The following is a 20,084-nucleotide window of genomic DNA, read 5'->3' as shown; positions in this document are numbered from 1 at the left end:
TTGAGAATGGTCAGCCATTATAAGCTTTTTTGTACTGCTCGAATTCCCTTTCCGAACAGTAGACAAAATGGTGCGGCGCCACTTCGCGCATTTTTACTTCTTCGCCTTCCTTATATTGATGGACGGACGGGTCGTAAATTTTCCGTTGCCGTGTCCGTTCATAGTCAGGGTCCGGAAGCGGGATGGCGGATAGCAAGGACTGCGTGTACGGATGAAGCGGATGGTTATACAAATCATCGGCATCGGCCAGTTCCACAAGCTTGCCGAAATACATGACGCCGATCCGGTCGCTGATATATTTCACCATCGACAAATCGTGGGCAATGAACAGATACGTTAAATGATGTTCTTTCTGCAGTTTTTTCAACAGGTTCACAACTTGCGCCTGAATTGAGACGTCCAGCGCTGAAATCGGTTCGTCAGCAATAATAAATTCAGGATCGACCGCAAGTGCCCTGGCGATCCCGATCCGCTGCCGCTGCCCGCCCGAGAATTCGTGCGGATAACGGTTGGCGTGTTCTTTGCTTAAGCCGACCGTTTCCAACAGTTCATAAACCCGGTGCATCCGTTCTTCATTTGATTTTGCAAGCCCGTGGATATCAATTCCTTCCGCAATGACATCGGCCACTTTCAAGCGCGGATTGAGCGAAGCATACGGATCCTGGAAAATCATTTGCATTTTCCGGCGGAACTGTTTCAGCTCTTTATGGGACATTTTGTCATGGACATTTTTGCCGCCATACAAAACTTCCCCTGCCGTTGCATTGTAAAGGCGGATAATCGTCCGCCCGGTTGTCGATTTGCCGCAGCCGGATTCGCCGACAAGCCCGAGGGTTTCGCCTTTGTAAATATCAAATGTGAGATCATCGACAGCACGGACTTCATTTGCCCTTCCAACATTGAAATATTGTTTTAAATGTTTGACTTCGATCAGTTTTTCTTTCACTGCCATTTTACTTCCCCTCCTCAGCCGGTACCGGGCGCACGTTCCCTTTAAACTTGTACATCCGCTTTTTCACGGCTTCCGGCGGCTCCACTTTTGGGGCGTACGGATGCAGAAGCCATGTTGCGGCATAATGCGTATCCGACACTTTAAACATCGGCGGCTCCTGCTCCAAATCGATTTTAAGTGCGTACGGATTGCGCGGCGCAAAGGCATCCCCTTTTGGAGGGTTCAATAAATCCGGAGGGGTGCCCGGTATCGCGTACAGTTCTTCATCCCTGACATCGAGGCTCGGCATCGAACTAATCAGCCCCCATGTATACGGATGTTTTGGATTATAAAAAATTTCATCCACTGTTCCGATTTCGACAATTTTCCCGCCGTACATGACAGCAACACGGTCTGCCACATTGGCAACCACGCCCAAATCGTGCGTAATAAAAATAATGGAGGTATCAATTTTGGACTGCAGTTTTTTCATCAGTTCCAGAATTTGCGCCTGAATCGTAACATCAAGCGCCGTTGTCGGTTCATCCGCAATTAAAATTTTCGGGTTGCACGCCAAGGCAATGGCAATGACGACCCTTTGCCGCATCCCGCCGGAAAACTGGTGGGGATACTGTTTGATACGGATCTCCGCATTCGGGATGCCGACCAGTTTTAACAGTTCGATTGCGCGTTTTTTCGCTTCATTTTTATGCATTTTCTGGTGTTTCAAAAGCGGCTCCATAATCTGCTTCCCGATTGTCATGGTCGGATTTAAAGAAGTCATCGGATCCTGGAAAATCATCGAAATCTCTTTCCCGCGGATCGACTGCATCTTTCTTTCTGACACTTTGGCAATGTCGACGTCGCCGAACAGGATTTGCCCCGACTTGATTTCCGAATTGTTCGGGGGCAACAGCCGCATAATCGATTTCGTCGTCACCGATTTCCCTGAACCGGATTCCCCTACGATTGCCAATGTTTCCCCTTTATATAAATCAAAACTCACACCGCGGATCGCTTTTACTTCACCGGCAAAAGTGTGAAAGGATATATTCAGGTCTTTCACTTGCAAAATCTTTTCCATTCGGCTTCACCTCATTTCTTAATCGCGCATTTTCGGGTCAAATGCATCACGCAAACCGTCAGCCAGCAGGTTGAAGGCAACGAGCAACAGACAAATAATCGTGCCCGGCACTGCCATCAAATACGGCAGGAACTGAAATGTCTTATAACCGTCTTCAATCAATGTCCCAAGCGATGCAGCCGGGGACTGGAGCCCGATCCCGATGAAACTTAAAAAGGCTTCGAAGAAAATCGCACTTGGAATGGTGAACATTGTATTGATAATAATCACCCCGGTTAAATTCGGGAGCAGATGTTTAAATAAAATCCGCATGTTCGAAGCGCCAAGTGTCTTTGCTGCCAATACGTACTCCATATTTTTCAGCTTTAACACCTGGCCGCGGACGACCCGCGCCATATTCAGCCAGCCGGTGATCACCATGGCAATCGTGATTGAAAGGATCCCCGGTTTGAAAATCAGCAGCATTAAGATAACGACAATCAAGTTCGGGATGCCGGACAAAACTTCAATAATCCGCTGCATCACGTTATCGACCTGCCCGCCTTTATATCCGGATATGAGGCCGTAAGAAACGCCGATGATCATATCGATCAACGCCGCAAGGAAGGCGATATATAAGGAAATTCTCGTCCCCTGCCATGCCCTTGCAAACAAGTCGCGGCCGAGAGCATCCGTGCCGAACCAGTAATACGTTTTAATATGGTTTTGTTCGTACATGTTCACTTTTTGCCCGCCAACCGTCTGGGACCCGTCAAAAATGCCGAGCTTCTCAATCACAGGGATTCTTGGCGGCAAATTTGCCCTTGATGAATTTTGTTCATACGGGCCCGATTTGGAAAGATGCGGCCCGATGATCGCCATCAGAATTAAAATAATGATAATAAACAAACTGACAACTGCGCCTTTGTTTTTGCGGATGCGCATCCATGCATCCTGCATAAAGGACAGTTGCGGTTTGGCAATCAATTCACTTTGGTCGCGATCCGGCGCTGCGGGTTCAAATAATTCTTTCGGCAATGCCTCTATGTTGTTGTTCATGATTTATTCCCCCCGGCCAATCGAATTCTCGGATCAATGATACCGTATAAAATGTCGACAACTAATGTAATCAGGACTAACAGGAATGAGAAAAAGAGGGTTGTCCCCATAATAATCGGGTAATCATTCATTTGAATGGATTTAACAAATTGTTCGCCAATCCCGGGAACAGCAAAAATTTGTTCGACAACCATCGATCCGGTCATCAAGTTAACGGCAAGCGGCCCAAGCACCGTAATAAGCGGAATCAGCGCGTTCCGGATCGCGTGCTTAAAGGCGATTTGCCCGTAAGAATTCCCTTTTGCTCTCGCCAGTGTAATGTAATCGGAACCAAACACTTCAATCAGCTCCGTTCTCATAAACCGTGCAGCTGTGGCAACCGGAAAAATAGCGAGCGCAATGGTGGGCAATATGGAAGAAGCGAACCCATCCCAAGCTGCAACCGGCAGCCATTGCAGTTTCACACCTATCACATATTGCAGGACTGCGGCAAATACAAACGAGGGAATGGATATACCGAGGACCGAAAGAAATGTGCTTCCGTAGTCAATCCATGTGTTTTGAAACATTGCCGCCAGTACACCTAGTAATATACCAATTAACGTGCCGACAATCATGGCCTGAATCCCCAACTGCAAGGACGGCTCCATCCTATCCGCAATCAGCTGTGCAACCGGCTGGTTGTCAAACTGGAAAGAAACGCCGAGATCCCCTTTCAGCAAATTCACCATATAGTTTTTATACTGGACAGGCAAAGATTCATTCAGTCCATATTTCTGGTTCAGGATATGAACCTGTTCCGGTGATAATTTTTGCTGGTTCCGGAACGGGGTCCCCGGCAAAAATTTCATCAGGAAAAACGTAAAAGAAGCAATAATAAATAAGGTAATGCACAAATAAATAATCCTTTGCACAATATACTTCGTCACACGTGACACCTCCCAAAGAAAAGGAATGTTTAAATTTTTCACATAAAAATCCGCTTAACGGTGAAAAGAGAGTATTTCGGAAAGAAAATACTCTCTTTTACCTTTTTAATTGAAGTCATGCAGTTTTCTTACTTTTGAACATATGCATCTTTAAATGTGTATTCCGGCCCGAATATATGGTATTCGATTCCTTTTACATACGGTTTAACAAGGCGTAATGTAGCACGTTGATAAATCGGCCCGATTGCCGCATCATCCATCAGCACTTTTTCAGCTTGCAGCATGATTTGCCAACGTTTTTCCGGATCGTTGCCGTATTTGTTCTTCGCTTCATCAATCAGCTTATCGTATTCTTTATTCGAGTAGCCGGAATTGTTGTTATCCCCGTTTGTGACAAACAAGTCGAGGAAGGTCATCGGGTCTTTGTAGTCAGGACTCCAACCGGCAACCTGGATGTCATAATCTTGGTTTGTATCCAATTGCAAACGGTTTTTGAATGGTACGTTTTTCAGTTTGATCGTTAACCCAGGAAGATTCTTTTCCAATTGGTTTTGGAAGAATTCGCCTGTTGTTTTTGCGTTATCTGTATCATCACCGAGAATTTCAAGCGTTAAGTTCTTCTTGCCGAGTTCTTTCAACCCTTTTTCCCAATATTTCTTTGCTTCTGTCGGATTATATTGGAGGTAAGAACCGGATTCCGTACGGAAATCTTTGCCATTTTTCGGATCTTTTGCAAAGTCTTTTGGTACTAAGCCGTTTGCAGGGAAAGACCCGTTAGATAGCACTGTATTAACAAATGCTTTTTTATCATAAGCCATTGAAAGCGCCATCCGGATATTTTTGTTTGCCAAAGCGGTTTTCTGGCCGTTTCTGACTTCATTGTATTTGAAGTAGAAAACATTTGATTCCGGAACTGTCACAGCTTCTTTGTTCTTTTTATATTGTTTCGCATATTCGGCGCTCAAAACAGTCCGGTCGATTTTGCCCGTATTGTACAAGTTGACCCCGGTACTTGGCGATTTCACAACCTGGACATTGATCTGTTTCAGTTTCACATGTTTCTTGTCATAGTAATTCGGGTTTTTCACGTATTTCCATGTCAGGCCTGTGCCGTTCCAGTCTTTCAACACGAACGGGCCGTTGAACAACATATTGTCGCTATTTGTCCCGAACTTGCTGCCTTTTGACTCAACAAATTTTTGGTTGAGCGGCAGATACGTGCCGAAAGCCAGCAATGATTTTAAGTAAGGGACCGGTTTTTCAAGCTGGACTTGCAATGTGTGATCGTCAATCGCTTTTACCCCTAAAGTGCTTGGATCTTTTTTGCCGGCAATGATATCTGAGGCGTTTTTAATGACACCTCCGAAAATATAGGCATATTGTGAGCCTGTCTTCGGATTCACGGCCCTTTGCCAGGAGTAAACAAAGTCTTTTGCCGTAACCGGATCGCCGTTGGACCATTTCGCGTCTTCGCGGAGCTTAAACGTATACGTTTTGCCGTCTTTGCTGACTGTCGGTTCTGCTTTCGCAATCCCGAGCTTCAGCTCATCGTTTTTCCCAACGACATAAAGGCCTTCCATTGTATTACCGAAAACGGTAAAACTTGCGACATCCGTTGCAAGTGTCGGATCCCCTGTCGGAAGTTCAGCCGATTCATCCATATTCAGCACTTGCTTGGTTTTGGATGAGCCGCCGCTTGAGCCTGAACTGCTGTTTTTGCTTCCGCCGCCGCATGCGCCGAGGACGAGCGACAGAGCAAAAGCCAGCATCATAAACACATAAAATTTTGACTTCTTCATCAGCTAACCACCCTTTTTTTATTTTTCTGAAAAGCGAGCGACTTTTCGAATTTAATTATACTAACATTTCACGGGCTTGTACATATTTTTTTAATCTTTTTTAATTACGTAAAAAGGCTAATAAACCAAAAAGGTGTTGACATTTCAATATTGTAAACCCTTACAAAAGGTTGAAAAAATTTTAAATAAAACTATAATAACGAAAAAACTTTGGTAGGTTTTTTAACAACATTTTTTAATTTGGAAGCGCTGCCAACCGCTTAACTTCCGCGTTTCGTTGTATTTATAATTTTTAAATTAATTTTAATAAATTTAATTTAATTTTAATTTAGGTTTAGATTTTCCGCTATTTCATCTTTTCTTTTGTTCCTGTATAATGAATGAAAATCATTTTGTAGGTGAGCGTATGTTCAAAAAGCTTGTCTGTTGGTTGCTGGCCTCCCAGTTACTTGTTTTACTTTTTTCTTTTTTGGTGTATAAGCGAATCGATTTGCTTAGCTATATTAATACTTCGTTTACGATCGGGGCGCTTTTGATTCTTTTTGCCGCGTCGGTTTTAATGGCGCGGACCGGTTTTTTTGATGCGTTTATTTACGGGTTTCAAAGAATGTCTTCCAAATTTAACGAGGGGGACGTCCGCCCGCTGTCGAAGCTGGTTACCCTGCGTGTTTCCGTGCCTCTTCTTACCGGGGTCTTCATGATGGTACTGATGGCAATCGCCCTTTTTCTACAAAGTTCGTCCTGAAATGACGGACATATAAAGGCTGGGTCTTGCATACAAACGGGCACTCTGGCGGACAGCGGTTTTTGACATTTTTCCTTCTTTTCATTATAATGAAACTGTATATAGAAGCGATGAGAAAGAAGAGTACATCTGTTTATGGCATTTCAGAGAGTTTGTGGCTGGTGGGAACAAACATGCCTGCAGATGGAATGGGCTTTCGAGCTCCGGAGATGAACGGGCGGCTACCTCATTAGTTTCCGGCGTACGCCTTGCGTTAACCAGGCTCCAATTGGCATTGGAACTAAGCGGCCCATACCAGGGCACTTAGGGTGGCACCGCGGATTAATCCCATTCGTCCCTAATTTTGGATGAATGGGTTTTTTATTTTTCTGGAAAAATATCCATGCTTTAGGAGGAAGAAAAAATGAGGACGATTTTTTCAGCTATTCAGCCGAGTGGAACGATCCACATCGGGAACTATCTTGGGTCAATGAAGCAGTTTGTGGAATTGCAGAACAGCTTTAATTGCTATTTTTGCATTGCTGACGAGCACGCCATTACCGTCCCGCAAGACCGCCTTGAACTCCGCAAAAACATCAGGAGCCTTGCCGCTTTTTATCTGGCAGTCGGCATTGACCCGAACAAAGCGACGCTCTTTATCCAGTCGGAAGTGCCGGCGCACGCCCAGGCCGGATGGATGCTGCAATGCGTTGCCTATGTCGGCGAGTTGGAAAGAATGACGCAGTTTAAAGACAAATCTGCAGGGAAAGAAAGCGTATCGGCCGGGCTTCTCACATACCCGCCGCTCATGGCCGCTGATATTCTACTGTATAGCACGGATCTTGTGCCGGTCGGTGAGGACCAGAAACAGCATCTCGAGCTGACAAGGGATTTGGCGGAAAGGTTCAATAAACGTTACCTCGAAATTTTTACGCTGCCGGACATTAAGCTTTCCAATTCCGGAGCAAGGATTATGTCGCTGCAGGACCCGACGAAAAAAATGAGCAAATCCGATCCGAATAAAAAAGCATTTATCTCGCTGCTTGATGACCCGAAACTGGTCGACAAAAAGATTAAAAGCGCGGTTACAGACTCAGAAGGCGTGGTCAAATACGACAAAGAGCGGAAACCGGGCATTTCCAATTTGCTCGACATCTATTCCAACTTCAGCACCTTGACCATTGAAGAGCTGGAACGGAAATATGACGGCGTCGGCTATGGAGCGTTTAAAGCGGATCTCGTTGATGTAGTGAATGAAGGGCTTGCCCCGATTCAAAAACGGTATTATGAACTGATTGAATCGGAGGAACTGGACCGGATTTTAGATGAAGGCGCGGAAAAAGCCAGTATTGTAGCCGGAAATATGCTGAGGAAAATGGAAAATGCGATGGGATTGGGCAGAAAAAAACGCCATTAAGAAAAAAACGAGTTGCGGAGGTTTCGCAACTCGTTTTTACATCAGTTCGCTTTTTTCATTGTGTTCCAGTTCCCATAGCTTTTCAAAAAAGGGCTGCCCTTTGATCATGTTTTCGCACAACTGTTCATGCTTTTTGGACCAGCCTGTTTTTGTTTCTGCATAAAGCCGCTCCCATGCATCTTCAAATGGCATAAACTGGATGTGTTCATACTGCTCCGGACGCCATTCTGTATACCAGTACCGCACTTCCGCCGTATTTTTTGAGGAATAAAGCTGATCGAGCGCCATAAATAACAACTGCTTTAATTGCCGTTCCCTTCTTGTCAGCCCCTGCATGCATTCCGGCGACGGGGATAAAATATGATGTTCTTTCGGATGGCTGCGGTTTTCAAACGGATAGGACACCGGTTCATGCCCTTCAATCATTTCATAGACAAGTTGTTCCTGCCTCGGAATCAGCCTGCTTTTGCGGATCGGCAGCGTATAGCCGATCGTATCAACCGCCAAAATCCCTTTTCCGTCCGTCACGACAAAACAATATTCCAGCTGGATTCGTTCATGGTTTTTGCGCAAAACCGCCTTCTGGAAAACATCATTCAGCAAAGTTTGCGGCAGTTCAGCCAAATCATTTTCAATGTACTCGTATAAAAGCGTGTCCACAAATAAAAGCGGCACCTGGTCCAGCAGTTCGATCACATCGTCCCTCCGCCACTCATGGAACGGACAGACATTATAACTGTTTTCCTCCCCCTCGAACCAGTTGACCCATATATCGTGAAGATACAGCATGGATAACCCCCCGTATACTCTGTTTGTCATTCAGTATAGGCAGGGGGCAGTTAAATTATTCCTTCTTTTCCGGATTCCGCTGTGTAGAAAATGAAGATTGCGCTTCGCTCGTAAAAAGAAGAACCCCAATCCCACCGCGTCGAAAAGGAAGAAGGCCTGCTTTAAAAGACGCTTCGTTTTCCCACCCCCGGCGAGTCGGAAAGGATAAAGGCCCTGTTTTAAAAAGACGCCCTGCTCTCCCTCCCCCGGTGAGTCGGAAAGGATAAAGGCTCTGCTTTAAAAAGACGCTCTGCTCTCCCGATCCCGGCAAGCCGGAAAGGATAAAGGCTCTGCTTTAAAAAGACGCTCTGCTCTCCCGATCCCGGTAAGCCGGAAAGGAAAAGGCCCTGCCAAAGACAGGGCCTTTATGGATTATTCCTGGGTGTCCGCTTTTTCGGATGTGACACTCACCTTTTCCCAATCCGTATGTGGATATATAGCCAAGTTTTTCACGCGGTTGTTCACCGCATACAATTGATAACGGTAAAGGGTCGGAATGACTGCCGCTTCCTCATTCATATACTTCTGCCATTCATTGTAAACCTTTTTGCGGTATGCTGTGTCAAAAGCTTTCGGAGAATGCCCTTTTTCCAGCAATTCATCATTTTTCTTGCTGACAAAGCGGGTGTAGTTAAACATGACGTTCCGTCCGTACAAGCCATACGGATCCACATTTGTACCTGTTGCCCAGGCACCTGAATAGATATCCACTTTCGGGTCATCTTTTTTCACCATGTCATAGAAAGAGTTGAACTCAGCAAGGCGGCCGTTTACAAGCTTCACATTTAAGCCGACATCTTTCCAGCATTGCATATAGAATTTTGCCAGCGGCTCGGCTGTATCCCCGCCGCTCATGGAAAGGAAATTAATGACGAATTTTTTGCCGTTTGGATCTTCACGGTACCCGTCTTTGTCGACATCTTTATAACCGGCTTCATCAAGCAGTTTCTTTGCTTTTTTCGGATCATATTTGTACCCTTTCGCGGACTTGTCATGCCACTCCGGGAAAGATGGCGGAATTAAAGTGGTCGCCGGAAAACGCAACCCGTGGTAGATTTTCTCGCCGACAGACTTGTTATCGAGCGCATACGCCATCGCCTGGCGCAGTTTTTTATTTTGAAATTTCGGGTTATCCATGACGTTTTCCTGTTTCTTTGCATCCCAGTGGCCAAGCTTAAATCCGATATAGCTGTAAGCCAGATCGATCGTGCCGAGCAGCTGGAAGTTTTTCGCGCTTTTAGCGGATTCGTATTGGTCTACCGGGAAGGCAGCATAGTCAATCTCGCCTTTTTTCAAGGCTTCCAATACCACTTTCGGATTGACCACTTTGATGACGACACCTTTCAGTTTCGGTTTTCCTGCCCAGTAATGGTCGTTTCTGACAAGTTCAACAGACTCGCCCGGAACCACTTTTTTCACTTTAAACGGACCGAAGCCTAAAGGATGTAAACGGATTTTGTCCGACTGCGCCATTTTTGCGATTGGCACATCTTTTAAATAGTGTTTTGGAAGCGGTGTCGTCCAGACGCCCGTTTTTTCGGAAGGGTTGGCGCTCTTCCAGGTAATGGAAATTGTTTTATCATCGATCACTTTAACACCGGAAATGTTCTTGGCTTTTCCTTTATGGTATTCATCCATGCCGACGATGTTTTGAAACAGAGCATCGCCATAGCGCACGCCGGTATAGTCTTTATTGCCGATGACCAGGTATGCAAATTCGAGATCTTCCGCGGTTACCGGCTTTCCATCAGACCAGTTGACATTGTCTTTGATTTTAATCGTCATTGTTTTGTTGTCATTGGACAATTTGTACGTGGCGGCGCCGTCATTCGTAAATTCATAGTTTTTGTCTGTTTTTAACAGCGAATCTTCAAAAAATTGAATGACTTCAGCATCCGGTGCCCCTTCGTAGAAAGCAGAGTTGAATGTGCCTTCAATCGGCGTATCGGAAACGATGCCGTAATTCAGAACCCCGCCGTCAATGGCTTTTTTATTGTTTTTGACGGTAGTCGGAAACTTGCTTGCTAAATCTTCCGTCTTCACTGCCTTGTCTTCTTTGCTTCCGCTGCTCGATGAATTGTTGCAGGCTGACAGCACCAATACGAGCATCACCAGCAAACTGAATACGCTTGACCATTTTCTTTTCCTCATTGCTAAGCCCCCTCTTTTTTATCCTTGCCTTTGTCTTGCATCAGCTGCGCGTTTTAACGCCTGGCCGATAAAATTTATACACAGCATCATCACCAGAATCAGGAGCGATGCAGGTAACCAAATCCACCATTTATGCTGGAGCACATCCGGGTTTGTGGCGTAACTGACCAACGTCCCAAGGCTCGGTGTGCTTTCTGGCAACCCGAAGCCGAGATAGGTCAGGCTCGATTCAATGCCAATATTGCCTGCCAGATTAATCGTCAAGTTTACGATAATAATCGAGCTCAAATTCGGCAGGACCTGGAAAAGGATAATTTTCCAGTCCGGCGTGCCGAGCGTCTTGGAAGCACTGACATAGTCTAGTTCCCTTTCCGCCAGTGTCTTGGAGCGAATCAACCTCGCTTTTCCGACCCAAAGGAATGCACTCATAATGAGAATAAAAGAAAACACATTATATTTCGGCACGATTGTCACGAGGACAATGATCAGCATTAAAAACGGCAGGACAAGAATAAAGTCAATGATTCTCATGATGATATTGTCAATGACCCCGCCGAAGTAACCGGCAATTAATCCGACCGCAAGCCCGATCGCACCGGTAATCAATGTAATCGCAAGCCCGATTGTAAACGAATTTTTTGCGCCGATAATCAGTTGCCCGAGTATATCCCGGCCGCCGTAATCGGTGCCGAGCCAGTGTTCAGCTGAGGGCGGCGCGTAAATGGATAAAAGGTCAACCTTTACAATCTCATCTTCGTTTAATAACAGCGATATGCCGTAAACCGTAATCAGAATAAGCCCCAGCACGATCATGGAGATAACGGCCATTTTATCTTTGATCAGTTCCCGCCAGATAATCGAAAATCCAGACGGGCTTTTTTCTGTTCCGGCGGTTGCGGGCTGTTGTGTTGAAATGACTGCTTTCATCCTCTCACCCCCGTTACTCAATCCGGATACGCGGATCCACAGCGCTTAAAATAATGTCTGATAATAATGTGCCGAACAAAGTCGCCACGCCGGAAATCATCACGAGCGCCGTGACCACGCTGTAATCACGCTGCATAATGGATTGCAAAAACAGCTGCCCGATCCCCGGATAACCGAATATCGATTCCAAAATGACGGACCCGCCGATTAATCCGGTAATCTCATAACCGAAAAAAGTGGCAATCGGCAAAAGCGAGTTTCTCAAAATATGGCGCGTATACACTTTGGACTCAGGCACGCCTTTTGCCCGTGCTGTTTTTACAAAATCTTTGATTTTTGTATCGATGATTTCATTCCGCAAATACTGGATCGTGCCCACCGTTGCGAGCAGGGATCCGGATAAGGCCGGCAAAATCAGATGGTACAGTTTGCTCATGTAATATTCAAACGTGCCGTCACGGGCCTGGATGTTGACGCTGCCGCTTGTCGGAAACCATGACAGGACAAAACCGAACACAAACAGCATAATCAATGCAAAGATAAACAACGGGGTTGCATAACTGAGATAGTTATAACCGGTTATCAGCTTATCCGCCCATGAATCCGTCCATCTCCCGGCCACGATCCCAAGCGGAATGGCGATCAAATACGTCAGGATCAGAATCACCGCCGACAGCAAAATCGTGTTCCATAACCGCCCGGTAAGCAGTTCTGTTACAGGCTGCTGGTGGATGTAAGAGATGCCGAGATCGCCTTTGAAGAGATTTTTCACCCAGCGGGCGTACTGCACATAAACCGGATCATTCAGCCCCAACTTGTCCTTCATTTCATGGAGCGTATGGGCATCCATTTTCGGATTGCTCGACAGCTGGCCGGTCAGCGCATCGCCGGGCATGGCCTTTGCAAGCATGAAAATTAAAATACTCAAAATAATTAATTGAGGGATCATGATGAGAATTCTACGCAATATAAATTTAATCATAACTGTGTCCCCTCTTTACGGCAGTGCAACGGAATGGGTCGGCGAAACCGGCTTGAGATGGTACGGATTCCCTTCCTCGTCAAAATAATCCCTGAAAGCCTGCCGGAATTCATTGTTGATTTTTTCCCGATACTGTTTTTGTGCTGTTCTTTTTTCCGGATCTCCGTTTGGAATCGCGGACAGCAGCCGTTTTGTGTAGATATGTTGCGGATTCTCGTAAATTTCATCGCTCGTCCCTTCTTCCACAAAACGCCCCCGGTACATGATGCCGATCCGGTCGCACATATGACGGATAATGCCAAGGTCATGGCTGATAAACAGGTAGGTGAGCCCGAATTCTTTTTGGATGTCTTTCATAAAATTGAGCACCTGGGCCTGGACAGAAACATCAAGGGCGGAGACCGGCTCATCCGCAATAATCAGTTTCGGGTTCAATGTCAGCGCCCGGGCAATTCCGATCCGCTGGCGCTGCCCGCCTGAAAATTCATGCGGGTATTTAAACATGGAGTCCGGGCTCAGGCCGACTTTTTCCATGACTTCGCGGACTTTTTCCCGCTCTTGTTCGCGGGGCAGTTTCTCAAAATTGCGAATCGGTTCGGCAATAATATCCGCCACGCGCTTTTTCGGATTCAGGGAAGAATACGGATCCTGGAAGATCATTTGGATATCTTTCCGGTAATGTTGAAATTCCTTGCGGCTGAGCCGCGCCAAATCGGTGCCTTCAAACACAATTTTGCCCTCAGTTGCCCTGTTAAGCCCGACGATCGTCCTGCCCGTTGTCGTTTTGCCGCAGCCCGATTCCCCGACAAGCCCGTACGTTTCTCCAGGCTGCAGTTCGAAACTGATATCATGGACCGCTTTTACATGGTCGACCACCCGGCGGAAAAACCCGCCCCGTACCGGATAATAGACTTTCAGATTTTTAACCTTAAGAAGTGGCATGATACATATCCCCTGTCTCCGTGTTCTTTTCGTCCGGGAAATAAAAATGTTTATAACAGGTACAGCGCACCCAGTGTCCGTTTTCCACTTCGCGGAGAACCGGATTTTCTTCATGCGCCGCGTCGCTGATCCAGCCAATCCTTGACTTAAAGCGGCATCCCGAGCGCGGCAGGTTCTTCAGTGAAGGAACGATGCCCTGGATGACATGCAGCCTTTCTTTCGATTCCGTTGCGGACGGGATTGAATTCAGCAAAGAACGGGTATAAGGATGTAACGGATTTTTGAAGAGTGTTATAACATCCGCAATTTCGACAATTTCGCCTGCATACATGACAGCCACTCTGTCGGCCATTTCAGCAACGACGCCAAGATCGTGGGTAATTAAAATAATGCCCGTCTTCATCTGGCGCTGCAAATCTTTCAGTAAATCCATAATTTGTGCCTGGATCGTGACATCGAGCGCTGTTGTCGGTTCATCCGCAATGACAAGCGACGGCTGGCAGGCAATGGCAATGGCAATCACCACCCGCTGCCTCATGCCGCCGGAAAGCTCATGCGGGTATTGCTTATATGTCCTTTCGGGATAAGGGATCCCGACCCGGCTTAACAATTCAAGCGTCCGTTTTTTCTTTTCGAAACCGGATAGCCTGGTGTGGTAATCCATGCTTTCTTCTATTTGCCGCCCAACTGTCATCAGCGGGTTCAGCGCGGTCAATGGATCCTGGAAAATAATGCCCATTTCCGCCCCGCGGATTTCATTCAGTTTCCCTGTCTCGAGCGGCACGAGATCCTGCCCTTTAAAGAGAATGCGGCCTTCAATTTTTGTCTTTTCTTCCGGATGCAGCCCCATCACCGCCAGGGCAAGCGCGCTTTTTCCGCAGCCGGACTCCCCGACAATCGCCACCACTTCATTTTCCTTGACGGTTAAGGAAACGTGATCGACCGCCGGATAGTATGTATCCTGGATTTGGAAAGAAACAGTCAAATCCTCAATTTGCAAAAGCGGCGGTTTTTCCAATATGCAAACCTCCCTTCTTGAAAGTAGAAAACATTGAAAATAGGTTAAAATCTTATTAATTTATTGTTTAAATAATATTACAAAACTAAAAAAAACGCAATGGCTTTTTCAATTAAAATTATATTTGTATTTTTTTGGTGCTTTATGGATTCAGGATTCCGCCGGGTTGGTAAACATTCCTTCTGCAAATATTTCGGAACGGCGGCCGAGAGTTGCTATTGTAGAAAAGAAATGGGCCGTTTTATATCTCTCTATCAAATGGAATCCGAGCGCATACCCCATCATCGGCGGGACGTATTTTCTGCCGAAAAGAAGGTCATCATGGATTTTTTCTTCTTTTCCGGCTGCAAGATTTTTTTTGAAAAACTGTTGCCATGCATGTTTTTTCTGCTTTTCAGAATAACGTGTTGAGGTTTCCGATACATATGCTTCTCCGACATACTCGAGCACAGCATGTTCGGCGAGGCCTTCAAATACGAGGGAATCGAGCAGCGTGTAGTCGCGCGGTGGTTTTTTCAGCCTGCCCATTCTTGCCGCATGATGGTATTCATGGACAAACAGCGCTTCCCATTCTTTCCGGTCCCGCACCGGCGCAAGAAACAAAAAAACGGCATCCGGCAGTGCCACACCCGATTTTCCGCGGCTGCGGCCAAAGTTGAAACCGTTTCCATTCCGGGCTGGAAAAATATAAATGTCCGGATCTGGCCCGTTCCAAAGCTTTTTGTATTTTGCGTGATACTCCCCGATTTCCTCCCAGGCGCCCGCTTTTTTTAATCCGGCAAAAACCTGTTCCGCCTGCCTTGAAGGGCGGTACATGCCAAAACGCTGCAAATAACGGTAAAAATCTTCGGGATCTTCCCTTCCCTGTTTAATGTTTTGTAAAAACAGCTCCGGTTTTGAGAAAGCTTCTTCCATCCACGCATCCGTCCGAATAACCCCCATCGCCGTTTCCCCCCTCCCGTTTGCTTTATTTTATTGCGGGAGGCCTGATTTTAGAAAATAAATTTTTTCAAAAGCCTGAGCAGACTGCCGCACGTCCCGGAACGCGTTTTTTCAACTGTTAAATCCATCTTTCCGCATGCAAAAAAGCATCCCCGAACTACTCAGACAATGCCAAAACCGATGGAATGGCATTCGATGCAGCCGGTTTGATCCCCATGCAAAAAACAAAACGGGGTCCCTTTTCAGAGGCACTTGTTATTTTTAATAACATTTTCGCCACAGCGTTCACTTAATAAGTGATTTCACAGTAGCGGGTTTCATTTCAATGCAAAAAGGGTACCCCCCATTTAACCGGGGATACCCTTTTAGATCAGGCTTCGTATTTTTTAAAAGCAAGGGTTGCGTTATGCCCGCCGAAACCGAACGAATTGCTGATCGCTGCGTTCAGCTCCTGTTTGCGCGCTTTATCCGGGACATAATCCAAATCGCATTCCGGATCAGGCGTTTGAATATTGATGGTTGGCGGAACAATGCCTTCTTTGATCGCAAGCACAGTAAAGATGGCTTCCACGCTGCCTGCTGCCCCGAGCAGATGGCCTGTCATCGATTTTGTCGAGCTGACGGCCAGTTTGTAAGCATGGTCGCCGAAAACCTCTTTAACCGCCATTGTCTCGTATTTATCATTATACGGCGTGCTTGTCCCATGGGCATTAATATAGCCGACTTCATCCGGGGCAAGGCCGGCGTCATCAAGCGCCATTTGCATTGAGCGCGCGCCGCCTTCCCCGCCGGGCGCAGGCGCGGTAATATGATAGGCATCCCCGGTTGACCCGTAGCCAACCACTTCCGCATAAATTTTAGCTCCGCGTTTTAAAGCATGCTCTAAGTCTTCAAGCACCAAAATGCCTGCGCCTTCGCCGATGACAAACCCGTCCCGGTTTAAATCAAACGGGCGGCTTGCCGTTTCCGGATCCGGATTGGTGGACAGCGCTGTATTGGCACAAAATCCTGCAAATGCCATTCTTGTAATCGGCGCTTCCGTCCCCCCAGCAATCATGGCATCGCAATCGCCGCGCTGGATCGCTTTAAATGCGTCACCGATGGAGTTTGTCCCTGTTGCACACGCGGTGACGGTACAGGAGTTAATCCCTTTTGCGCCAAGAATGATCGAAACCTGGCCTGCTGCCATATCTGGAATCATCATTGGCACAAAAAAAGGGCTTACACGCCGATATCCGCGTTTTTGGAATACTTCAAACTGGTTTTCGAACGTTTCCATGCCGCCGATACCGGAACCGATCCAGACGCCGACACGGGTTGCATTTTCTTCGTTGATCGTAAGTCCGGCATCTTTTACCGCCATCAGTGCAGCTGCGACCGCATAATGGGTAAAACGGTCCATTTTGCGGGCTTCTCTCCGTTCAATAAATTCTTCGATGTTAAAGTCTCTCACTTCAGCTGCCACTTTTGCCGGAAACTGGTCCGCATCCAGCCTTGTCAGCGGACCGATGCCGGATTTGCCGTCCAGCACCGTATCCCAGGCTGTCCGCGCGTCATTTCCGACCGGCGTGACAGCCCCGATTCCCGTAACAACCACTCTTCTTTTTTCCATTATGCCATCTCCTTTTCCTGGTATAAGAAGACCGTGTTTCTTACAATCTGTATGCTGCATAAGAGCGTTATCTTCCCCACCTGACCAGTACGGCTCCCCAGGTCAGTCCGCCGCCGAAGCCGACCATCAGGATGAGGTCATCCTCTTTGATCTTTCCTTCTTCCAGTTCATCCACCAATGAAATCGGTATCGATGCTGCCGAAGTATTCCCGTATTTGTGGATCGTTTTCGACATTTTTTCCACCGGCAGGCCGAGCCTTTCCCTTGCAGATTCCATGATCCGGATATTGGCCTGGTGCGGAATTAAGAAATCGACGTCTTCTTTCCTGACGCCGGCCTTTTCGATCACGCGCACGCTCGATTCGCCCATTTGGCGGACGGCAAATTTAAACACTTCACGGCCGTTCATGACAAGATGCCCGTCTTTATCCTCATACAAATATTTTCCGCCTGAACCGTCGGAACCGAGTTCAAAAGCAAGGATGCCCCTGCCTTCCGATACCGGGCCGACAACCGCTGCGCCCGCCCCGTCGCCGAACAGCACCGCCGTACTGCGGTCTTCCCAGTTCGTGATCTTGGATAATTTCTCAACACCTACAATTAAAACATATTTATACGTTTTCGTCTCAATAAATTGCTTGGCCGTCGCAAGCCCGTACATAAAACCGGAACAGGCCGCACTGATATCCATCGCGGCAGCTTTTTTTGCACCGAGGCGGTCCTGCAAAATATTGGAGACCGTCGGAAACGGCTGGTCCGGCGTCACGGTCGCAACAAGGATGAGGTCGAGTTCTTCCGCGGAAATGCCTGCATGTTTCACCGCTTTTACAGCCGCCTCATATGCCATATCGGAAGTCTCCATATCATCCGCTGCAATCCGCCGTTCTTCAATCCCGGTCCTCGTCCGGATCCATTCATCCGACGTGTCCATCATTTTTTCAAAGTCCGCATTTGTTAAAACCTTTTCAGGATTATATTTTCCGACACCGATAATGCCAGCATTCATTTTGCATTCCTTCTTTCACTAAAATAGTCAAAGCGGCACAATTCCTTATCGCACAATATTATGACCTGCTCCTAATTATAACAAAGCACTGTTTGCTTGTCACGAATAGGGGAAAATGCTGCACATGCCCACAATGGCGGGAGGAAAAAACGCGCTGCCAAAAGGGCCGGGCCGCGCGGATCACATAGTGCAGTTTTCCTCCGGGAGCGATTCGGGCCATTGATGCAAGCCGATGCGTTTTTCTATCATATGCTGATAATAGATCCTGACCGCCCCCATCCTGACAAAAAAGGAAGAAAGGAAGTGAAAAAATGGAAGAACATGAAAAAATCCACCCTTTTGACCGGATGTTTTTCCCGCAAAAGCGGCAAGAGCCGCACGGGCCCGGGCAGGAAGAAGTAGATGAAGAAATAAGTGGCGGCCTGTTTGACCTTGCTTTTTTCCGGAATGTGGATATTGAAGCATTGCTGGACCAAGCTGACAAAGTCGTTGGCGTTTTCGAGGAGTTTAAGCCGTTGTTCCGGAAAATCACGCCGGTTTTTGAGAAGTGGCTTTCCCATTTTGAAAAGGAAGATTAGCCTTCTTTAGCTGTTCTTCCGTTGGCAGGCGATTTGCTGTTGAATTGCGGCCTGCCAGGAAACGGACGGCCGGACGATCATCGGTTCCCATTCGTCTCTTGCATCAAGCCTGCACGAAGGAAGCGGGCGGCTGCCTGTATCCTGCGTTAAAAACCGGGCGATAGGCTCCCATCCGTTTCCGTCAGGGCTTTTTAAATAAAAGACTTTCCCCGTTTCCCTTTTTTCAAGCCCGGAGACAATGGCCCCTGCGGCATCTGCTGCAAAAAGGGCATCGCGGTCGTCATATTTTAAGTCCGGTTCCGGATTCCCGTTGATCATTTGGGAAAAAGCAAGGCTCCCGGGCTGGCCGGGGCCGAACAGTGCCGGGACAAAAAAGGTAACGCGCGCACAATCGCCTAGCACGCCGGGAACCCATTCTGTTTGTTCCGCACCAGCCAGATGGTTTGGAAGAATGAGCGCCACACATTCGATTTGCGCTTTAAACGGCTCTAAAAAGCGGCACGCATCCTGTAAATCTTCACGGGCATCCCGGACATAATAATCGTATACCGGAATGCAGCATGTGCATTTTTCCGGCGACAACCGGCTCAGAGGCTGGTATTCCAAATTGGCATTCCTGCCGATTTCCATCCATCTTTCTTCCAGCAAAAAACCGGGATCCGTTTCTTGATCAGCCGCTGTAACCGGATATCCCGCATCAAGCAGTGCCTTGCACAGCTCAAATCCGAAGAACGCCCCGGCACCGATGACAAGTGCTTGATTCATGGCCGGCCCTCCATTCATCTTTATTCAAGCATATGCTTTTCCCGCCGTAAAGATACTTCCGGACGATCCGAAACGGGCAAAAAGGCCGCTGTGCCCATTTTCCCGGAATCCGTTCCATCCTTCGGGAAAAATTTCACCCGCGGCAACCGGGTTTCCCTTTTCCAATGGCTGCGGCTGTGGTAAGATAAAGGATGATTTAAAAAGAGTTTTTTCAATCGGGGTGAAAAAATGAAATACATCGTTACGATTTTTTGGGTGTTTTTACTGAGCCAAATGCTCGGCTACGTTGGCAGTGCCATGTCAAATTCAGAATACAGCATGAAAACGATGGCCGTTATGTCGCTTGTCCTTTCTGTCATTGCATTTATTGTCCATGCAGCATTGCCGAAAAATACAAGTGCCGGACAATAA

19 protein-coding genes and 1 other annotated feature are annotated in these 20,084 nt (G+C 47.1%); of the genes, 4 read left to right on the top strand and 15 right to left on the bottom strand.

The annotated features are described in order from the left end of the window. Window positions 1–10: 10 nt before the first annotated feature. The 5 genes from NSQ19_RS04170 to NSQ19_RS04150 all read right to left on the bottom strand — a co-directional run bounded on the left by NSQ19_RS04170 (window position 11) and on the right by NSQ19_RS04150 (window position 5,781). Window positions 11–952: an ABC transporter ATP-binding protein gene (locus NSQ19_RS04170; RefSeq protein ID WP_017553954.1), complete on the bottom strand. Its 942-nt coding sequence runs from the start codon at window positions 950–952 to the stop codon at window positions 11–13. 1 nt (window position 953) lies between these two features. Then, on the bottom strand, window positions 954–2,015 hold the full coding sequence (locus NSQ19_RS04165; RefSeq protein ID WP_118498036.1) for an ABC transporter ATP-binding protein: 1,062 nt from the start codon (window positions 2,013–2,015) through the stop codon (window positions 954–956). Between the two features lie 18 nt (window positions 2,016–2,033). Further along, window positions 2,034–3,053: an oligopeptide ABC transporter permease gene (gene opp3C, locus NSQ19_RS04160; RefSeq protein ID WP_029141812.1), complete on the bottom strand. Its 1,020-nt coding sequence runs from the start codon at window positions 3,051–3,053 to the stop codon at window positions 2,034–2,036. Beyond that, complete coding sequence (opp3b, locus tag NSQ19_RS04155) at window positions 3,050–3,982, bottom strand: oligopeptide ABC transporter permease (RefSeq protein ID WP_340702448.1); 933 nt, start codon at window positions 3,980–3,982, stop codon at window positions 3,050–3,052. The genes opp3C and opp3b overlap by 4 nt, the downstream gene beginning before the upstream one ends. A 128-nt stretch (window positions 3,983–4,110) precedes the next feature. Then, entirely contained in the window at window positions 4,111–5,781 is a 1,671-nt protein-coding gene (locus tag NSQ19_RS04150) for a peptide ABC transporter substrate-binding protein (protein ID WP_340702447.1), read from the bottom strand. Between the two features lie 490 nt (window positions 5,782–6,271). On the opposite strand from NSQ19_RS04150, the gene NSQ19_RS04145 reads away from it, so the two are divergent. Both NSQ19_RS04145 and trpS read left to right on the top strand, forming a co-directional pair. Next, a complete protein-coding gene (locus NSQ19_RS04145; RefSeq protein ID WP_234969625.1) occupies window positions 6,272–6,526 on the top strand; it encodes a DUF3899 domain-containing protein in 255 nt (84 codons plus the stop codon). A 101-nt stretch (window positions 6,527–6,627) separates the two neighbouring features. Continuing rightward, window positions 6,628–6,868, top strand: a binding site (T-box leader). Between the two features lie 61 nt (window positions 6,869–6,929). After that, entirely contained in the window at window positions 6,930–7,922 is a 993-nt protein-coding gene (gene trpS, locus NSQ19_RS04140; protein WP_340702446.1) for a tryptophan--tRNA ligase, read from the top strand. Window positions 7,923–7,958: 36 nt separating this feature from the next. Here the strand turns inward: trpS and NSQ19_RS04135 are convergent, their stop codons facing one another. The 9 genes from NSQ19_RS04135 to NSQ19_RS04095 form a co-directional block, all read right to left on the bottom strand. Continuing rightward, window positions 7,959–8,711 (bottom strand): YjbA family protein, encoded by a 753-nt coding sequence (locus NSQ19_RS04135; RefSeq protein ID WP_017553948.1) that lies wholly within the window; start codon window positions 8,709–8,711, stop codon window positions 7,959–7,961. 411 nt (window positions 8,712–9,122) lie between these two features. Further along, the gene (opp4A, locus tag NSQ19_RS04130; RefSeq protein WP_340702445.1) at window positions 9,123–10,901 is read right to left on the bottom strand and encodes an oligopeptide ABC transporter substrate-binding protein; all 1,779 of its coding nucleotides are present in this window, start codon (window positions 10,899–10,901) and stop codon (window positions 9,123–9,125) included. A gap of 18 nt (window positions 10,902–10,919) precedes the next feature. After that, entirely contained in the window at window positions 10,920–11,828 is a 909-nt protein-coding gene (locus tag NSQ19_RS04125) for an ABC transporter permease (protein ID WP_340702444.1), read from the bottom strand. Window positions 11,829–11,841: 13 nt separating this feature from the next. Next, on the bottom strand, window positions 11,842–12,810 hold the full coding sequence (gene opp4B, locus NSQ19_RS04120) for an oligopeptide ABC transporter permease (RefSeq protein ID WP_195850508.1): 969 nt from the start codon (window positions 12,808–12,810) through the stop codon (window positions 11,842–11,844). 15 nt (window positions 12,811–12,825) lie between these two features. After that, entirely contained in the window at window positions 12,826–13,752 is a 927-nt protein-coding gene (locus tag NSQ19_RS04115; protein ID WP_340702443.1) for an ABC transporter ATP-binding protein, read from the bottom strand. Beyond that, window positions 13,739–14,770 (bottom strand): ABC transporter ATP-binding protein, encoded by a 1,032-nt coding sequence (locus NSQ19_RS04110; protein ID WP_340702442.1) that lies wholly within the window; start codon window positions 14,768–14,770, stop codon window positions 13,739–13,741. The genes NSQ19_RS04115 and NSQ19_RS04110 overlap by 14 nt, the downstream gene beginning before the upstream one ends. Before the next feature lie 150 nt (window positions 14,771–14,920). Further along, window positions 14,921–15,712, bottom strand: a complete 792-nt coding sequence (locus NSQ19_RS04105; protein WP_340702441.1) for a DUF2268 domain-containing protein — start codon at window positions 15,710–15,712, stop codon at window positions 14,921–14,923. Between the two features lie 370 nt (window positions 15,713–16,082). Next, window positions 16,083–17,324, bottom strand: coding sequence for a beta-ketoacyl-ACP synthase II (gene fabF / locus NSQ19_RS04100; RefSeq protein WP_340702440.1), 1,242 nt, complete (start codon window positions 17,322–17,324; stop codon window positions 16,083–16,085). 67 nt (window positions 17,325–17,391) lie between these two features. Then, complete coding sequence (locus NSQ19_RS04095) at window positions 17,392–18,330, bottom strand: beta-ketoacyl-ACP synthase III (protein WP_118498047.1); 939 nt, start codon at window positions 18,328–18,330, stop codon at window positions 17,392–17,394. Between the two features lie 311 nt (window positions 18,331–18,641). Between NSQ19_RS04095 and NSQ19_RS04090 the strand changes: the two genes are divergently transcribed. Further along, entirely contained in the window at window positions 18,642–18,908 is a 267-nt protein-coding gene (locus NSQ19_RS04090) for a hypothetical protein (protein WP_019721812.1), read from the top strand. Window positions 18,909–18,914: 6 nt separating this feature from the next. Here NSQ19_RS04090 and NSQ19_RS04085 read toward each other — a convergent pair whose 3' ends face one another. Continuing rightward, window positions 18,915–19,673 (bottom strand): NADP-binding protein, encoded by a 759-nt coding sequence (locus NSQ19_RS04085; protein ID WP_019721811.1) that lies wholly within the window; start codon window positions 19,671–19,673, stop codon window positions 18,915–18,917. A gap of 228 nt (window positions 19,674–19,901) precedes the next feature. Here NSQ19_RS04085 and NSQ19_RS04080 point away from each other — a divergent pair, with 228 nt between their 5' ends. Continuing rightward, complete coding sequence (locus NSQ19_RS04080) at window positions 19,902–20,084, top strand: YjzD family protein (protein WP_029142324.1); 183 nt, start codon at window positions 19,902–19,904, stop codon at window positions 20,082–20,084.

The organism is Weizmannia sp. FSL W8-1119 (assembly GCF_038008605.1).
GTDB classification, from domain to species: domain Bacteria; phylum Bacillota; class Bacilli; order Bacillales; family Bacillaceae_C; genus Weizmannia; species Weizmannia coagulans.
Note: the sequence above shows the minus strand (reverse complement) of the source record. Positions and strands in the feature narration are given on the sequence as shown.

Excerpts from the sequence above, each read along its gene's own strand:
- NSQ19_RS04170 (WP_017553954.1), bottom strand. The coding sequence starts at position 952 with ATGGCAGTGAAAGAAAAACTGATCGAAGTCAAACATTTAAAACAATAT.
- NSQ19_RS04165 (WP_118498036.1), bottom strand. The coding sequence starts at position 2,015 with ATGGAAAAGATTTTGCAAGTGAAAGACCTGAATATATCCTTTCACACT.
- opp3C (WP_029141812.1), bottom strand. The coding sequence starts at position 3,053 with ATGAACAACAACATAGAGGCATTGCCGAAAGAATTATTTGAACCCGCA.
- NSQ19_RS04150 (WP_340702447.1), bottom strand. The coding sequence starts at position 5,781 with ATGAAGAAGTCAAAATTTTATGTGTTTATGATGCTGGCTTTTGCTCTG.
- trpS (WP_340702446.1), top strand. The coding sequence starts at position 6,930 with ATGAGGACGATTTTTTCAGCTATTCAGCCGAGTGGAACGATCCACATC.
- NSQ19_RS04135 (WP_017553948.1), bottom strand. The coding sequence starts at position 8,711 with ATGCTGTATCTTCACGATATATGGGTCAACTGGTTCGAGGGGGAGGAA.
- opp4A (WP_340702445.1), bottom strand. The coding sequence starts at position 10,901 with ATGAGGAAAAGAAAATGGTCAAGCGTATTCAGTTTGCTGGTGATGCTC.
- NSQ19_RS04125 (WP_340702444.1), bottom strand. The coding sequence starts at position 11,828 with ATGAAAGCAGTCATTTCAACACAACAGCCCGCAACCGCCGGAACAGAA.
- opp4B (WP_195850508.1), bottom strand. The coding sequence starts at position 12,810 with ATGATTAAATTTATATTGCGTAGAATTCTCATCATGATCCCTCAATTA.
- NSQ19_RS04115 (WP_340702443.1), bottom strand. The coding sequence starts at position 13,752 with ATGCCACTTCTTAAGGTTAAAAATCTGAAAGTCTATTATCCGGTACGG.
- NSQ19_RS04105 (WP_340702441.1), bottom strand. The coding sequence starts at position 15,712 with ATGGGGGTTATTCGGACGGATGCGTGGATGGAAGAAGCTTTCTCAAAA.
- fabF (WP_340702440.1), bottom strand. The coding sequence starts at position 17,324 with ATGGAAAAAAGAAGAGTGGTTGTTACGGGAATCGGGGCTGTCACGCCG.
- NSQ19_RS04095 (WP_118498047.1), bottom strand. The coding sequence starts at position 18,330 with ATGAATGCTGGCATTATCGGTGTCGGAAAATATAATCCTGAAAAGGTT.
- NSQ19_RS04090 (WP_019721812.1), top strand. The coding sequence starts at position 18,642 with ATGGAAGAACATGAAAAAATCCACCCTTTTGACCGGATGTTTTTCCCG.
- NSQ19_RS04085 (WP_019721811.1), bottom strand. The coding sequence starts at position 19,673 with ATGAATCAAGCACTTGTCATCGGTGCCGGGGCGTTCTTCGGATTTGAG.
- NSQ19_RS04080 (WP_029142324.1), top strand. The coding sequence starts at position 19,902 with ATGAAATACATCGTTACGATTTTTTGGGTGTTTTTACTGAGCCAAATG.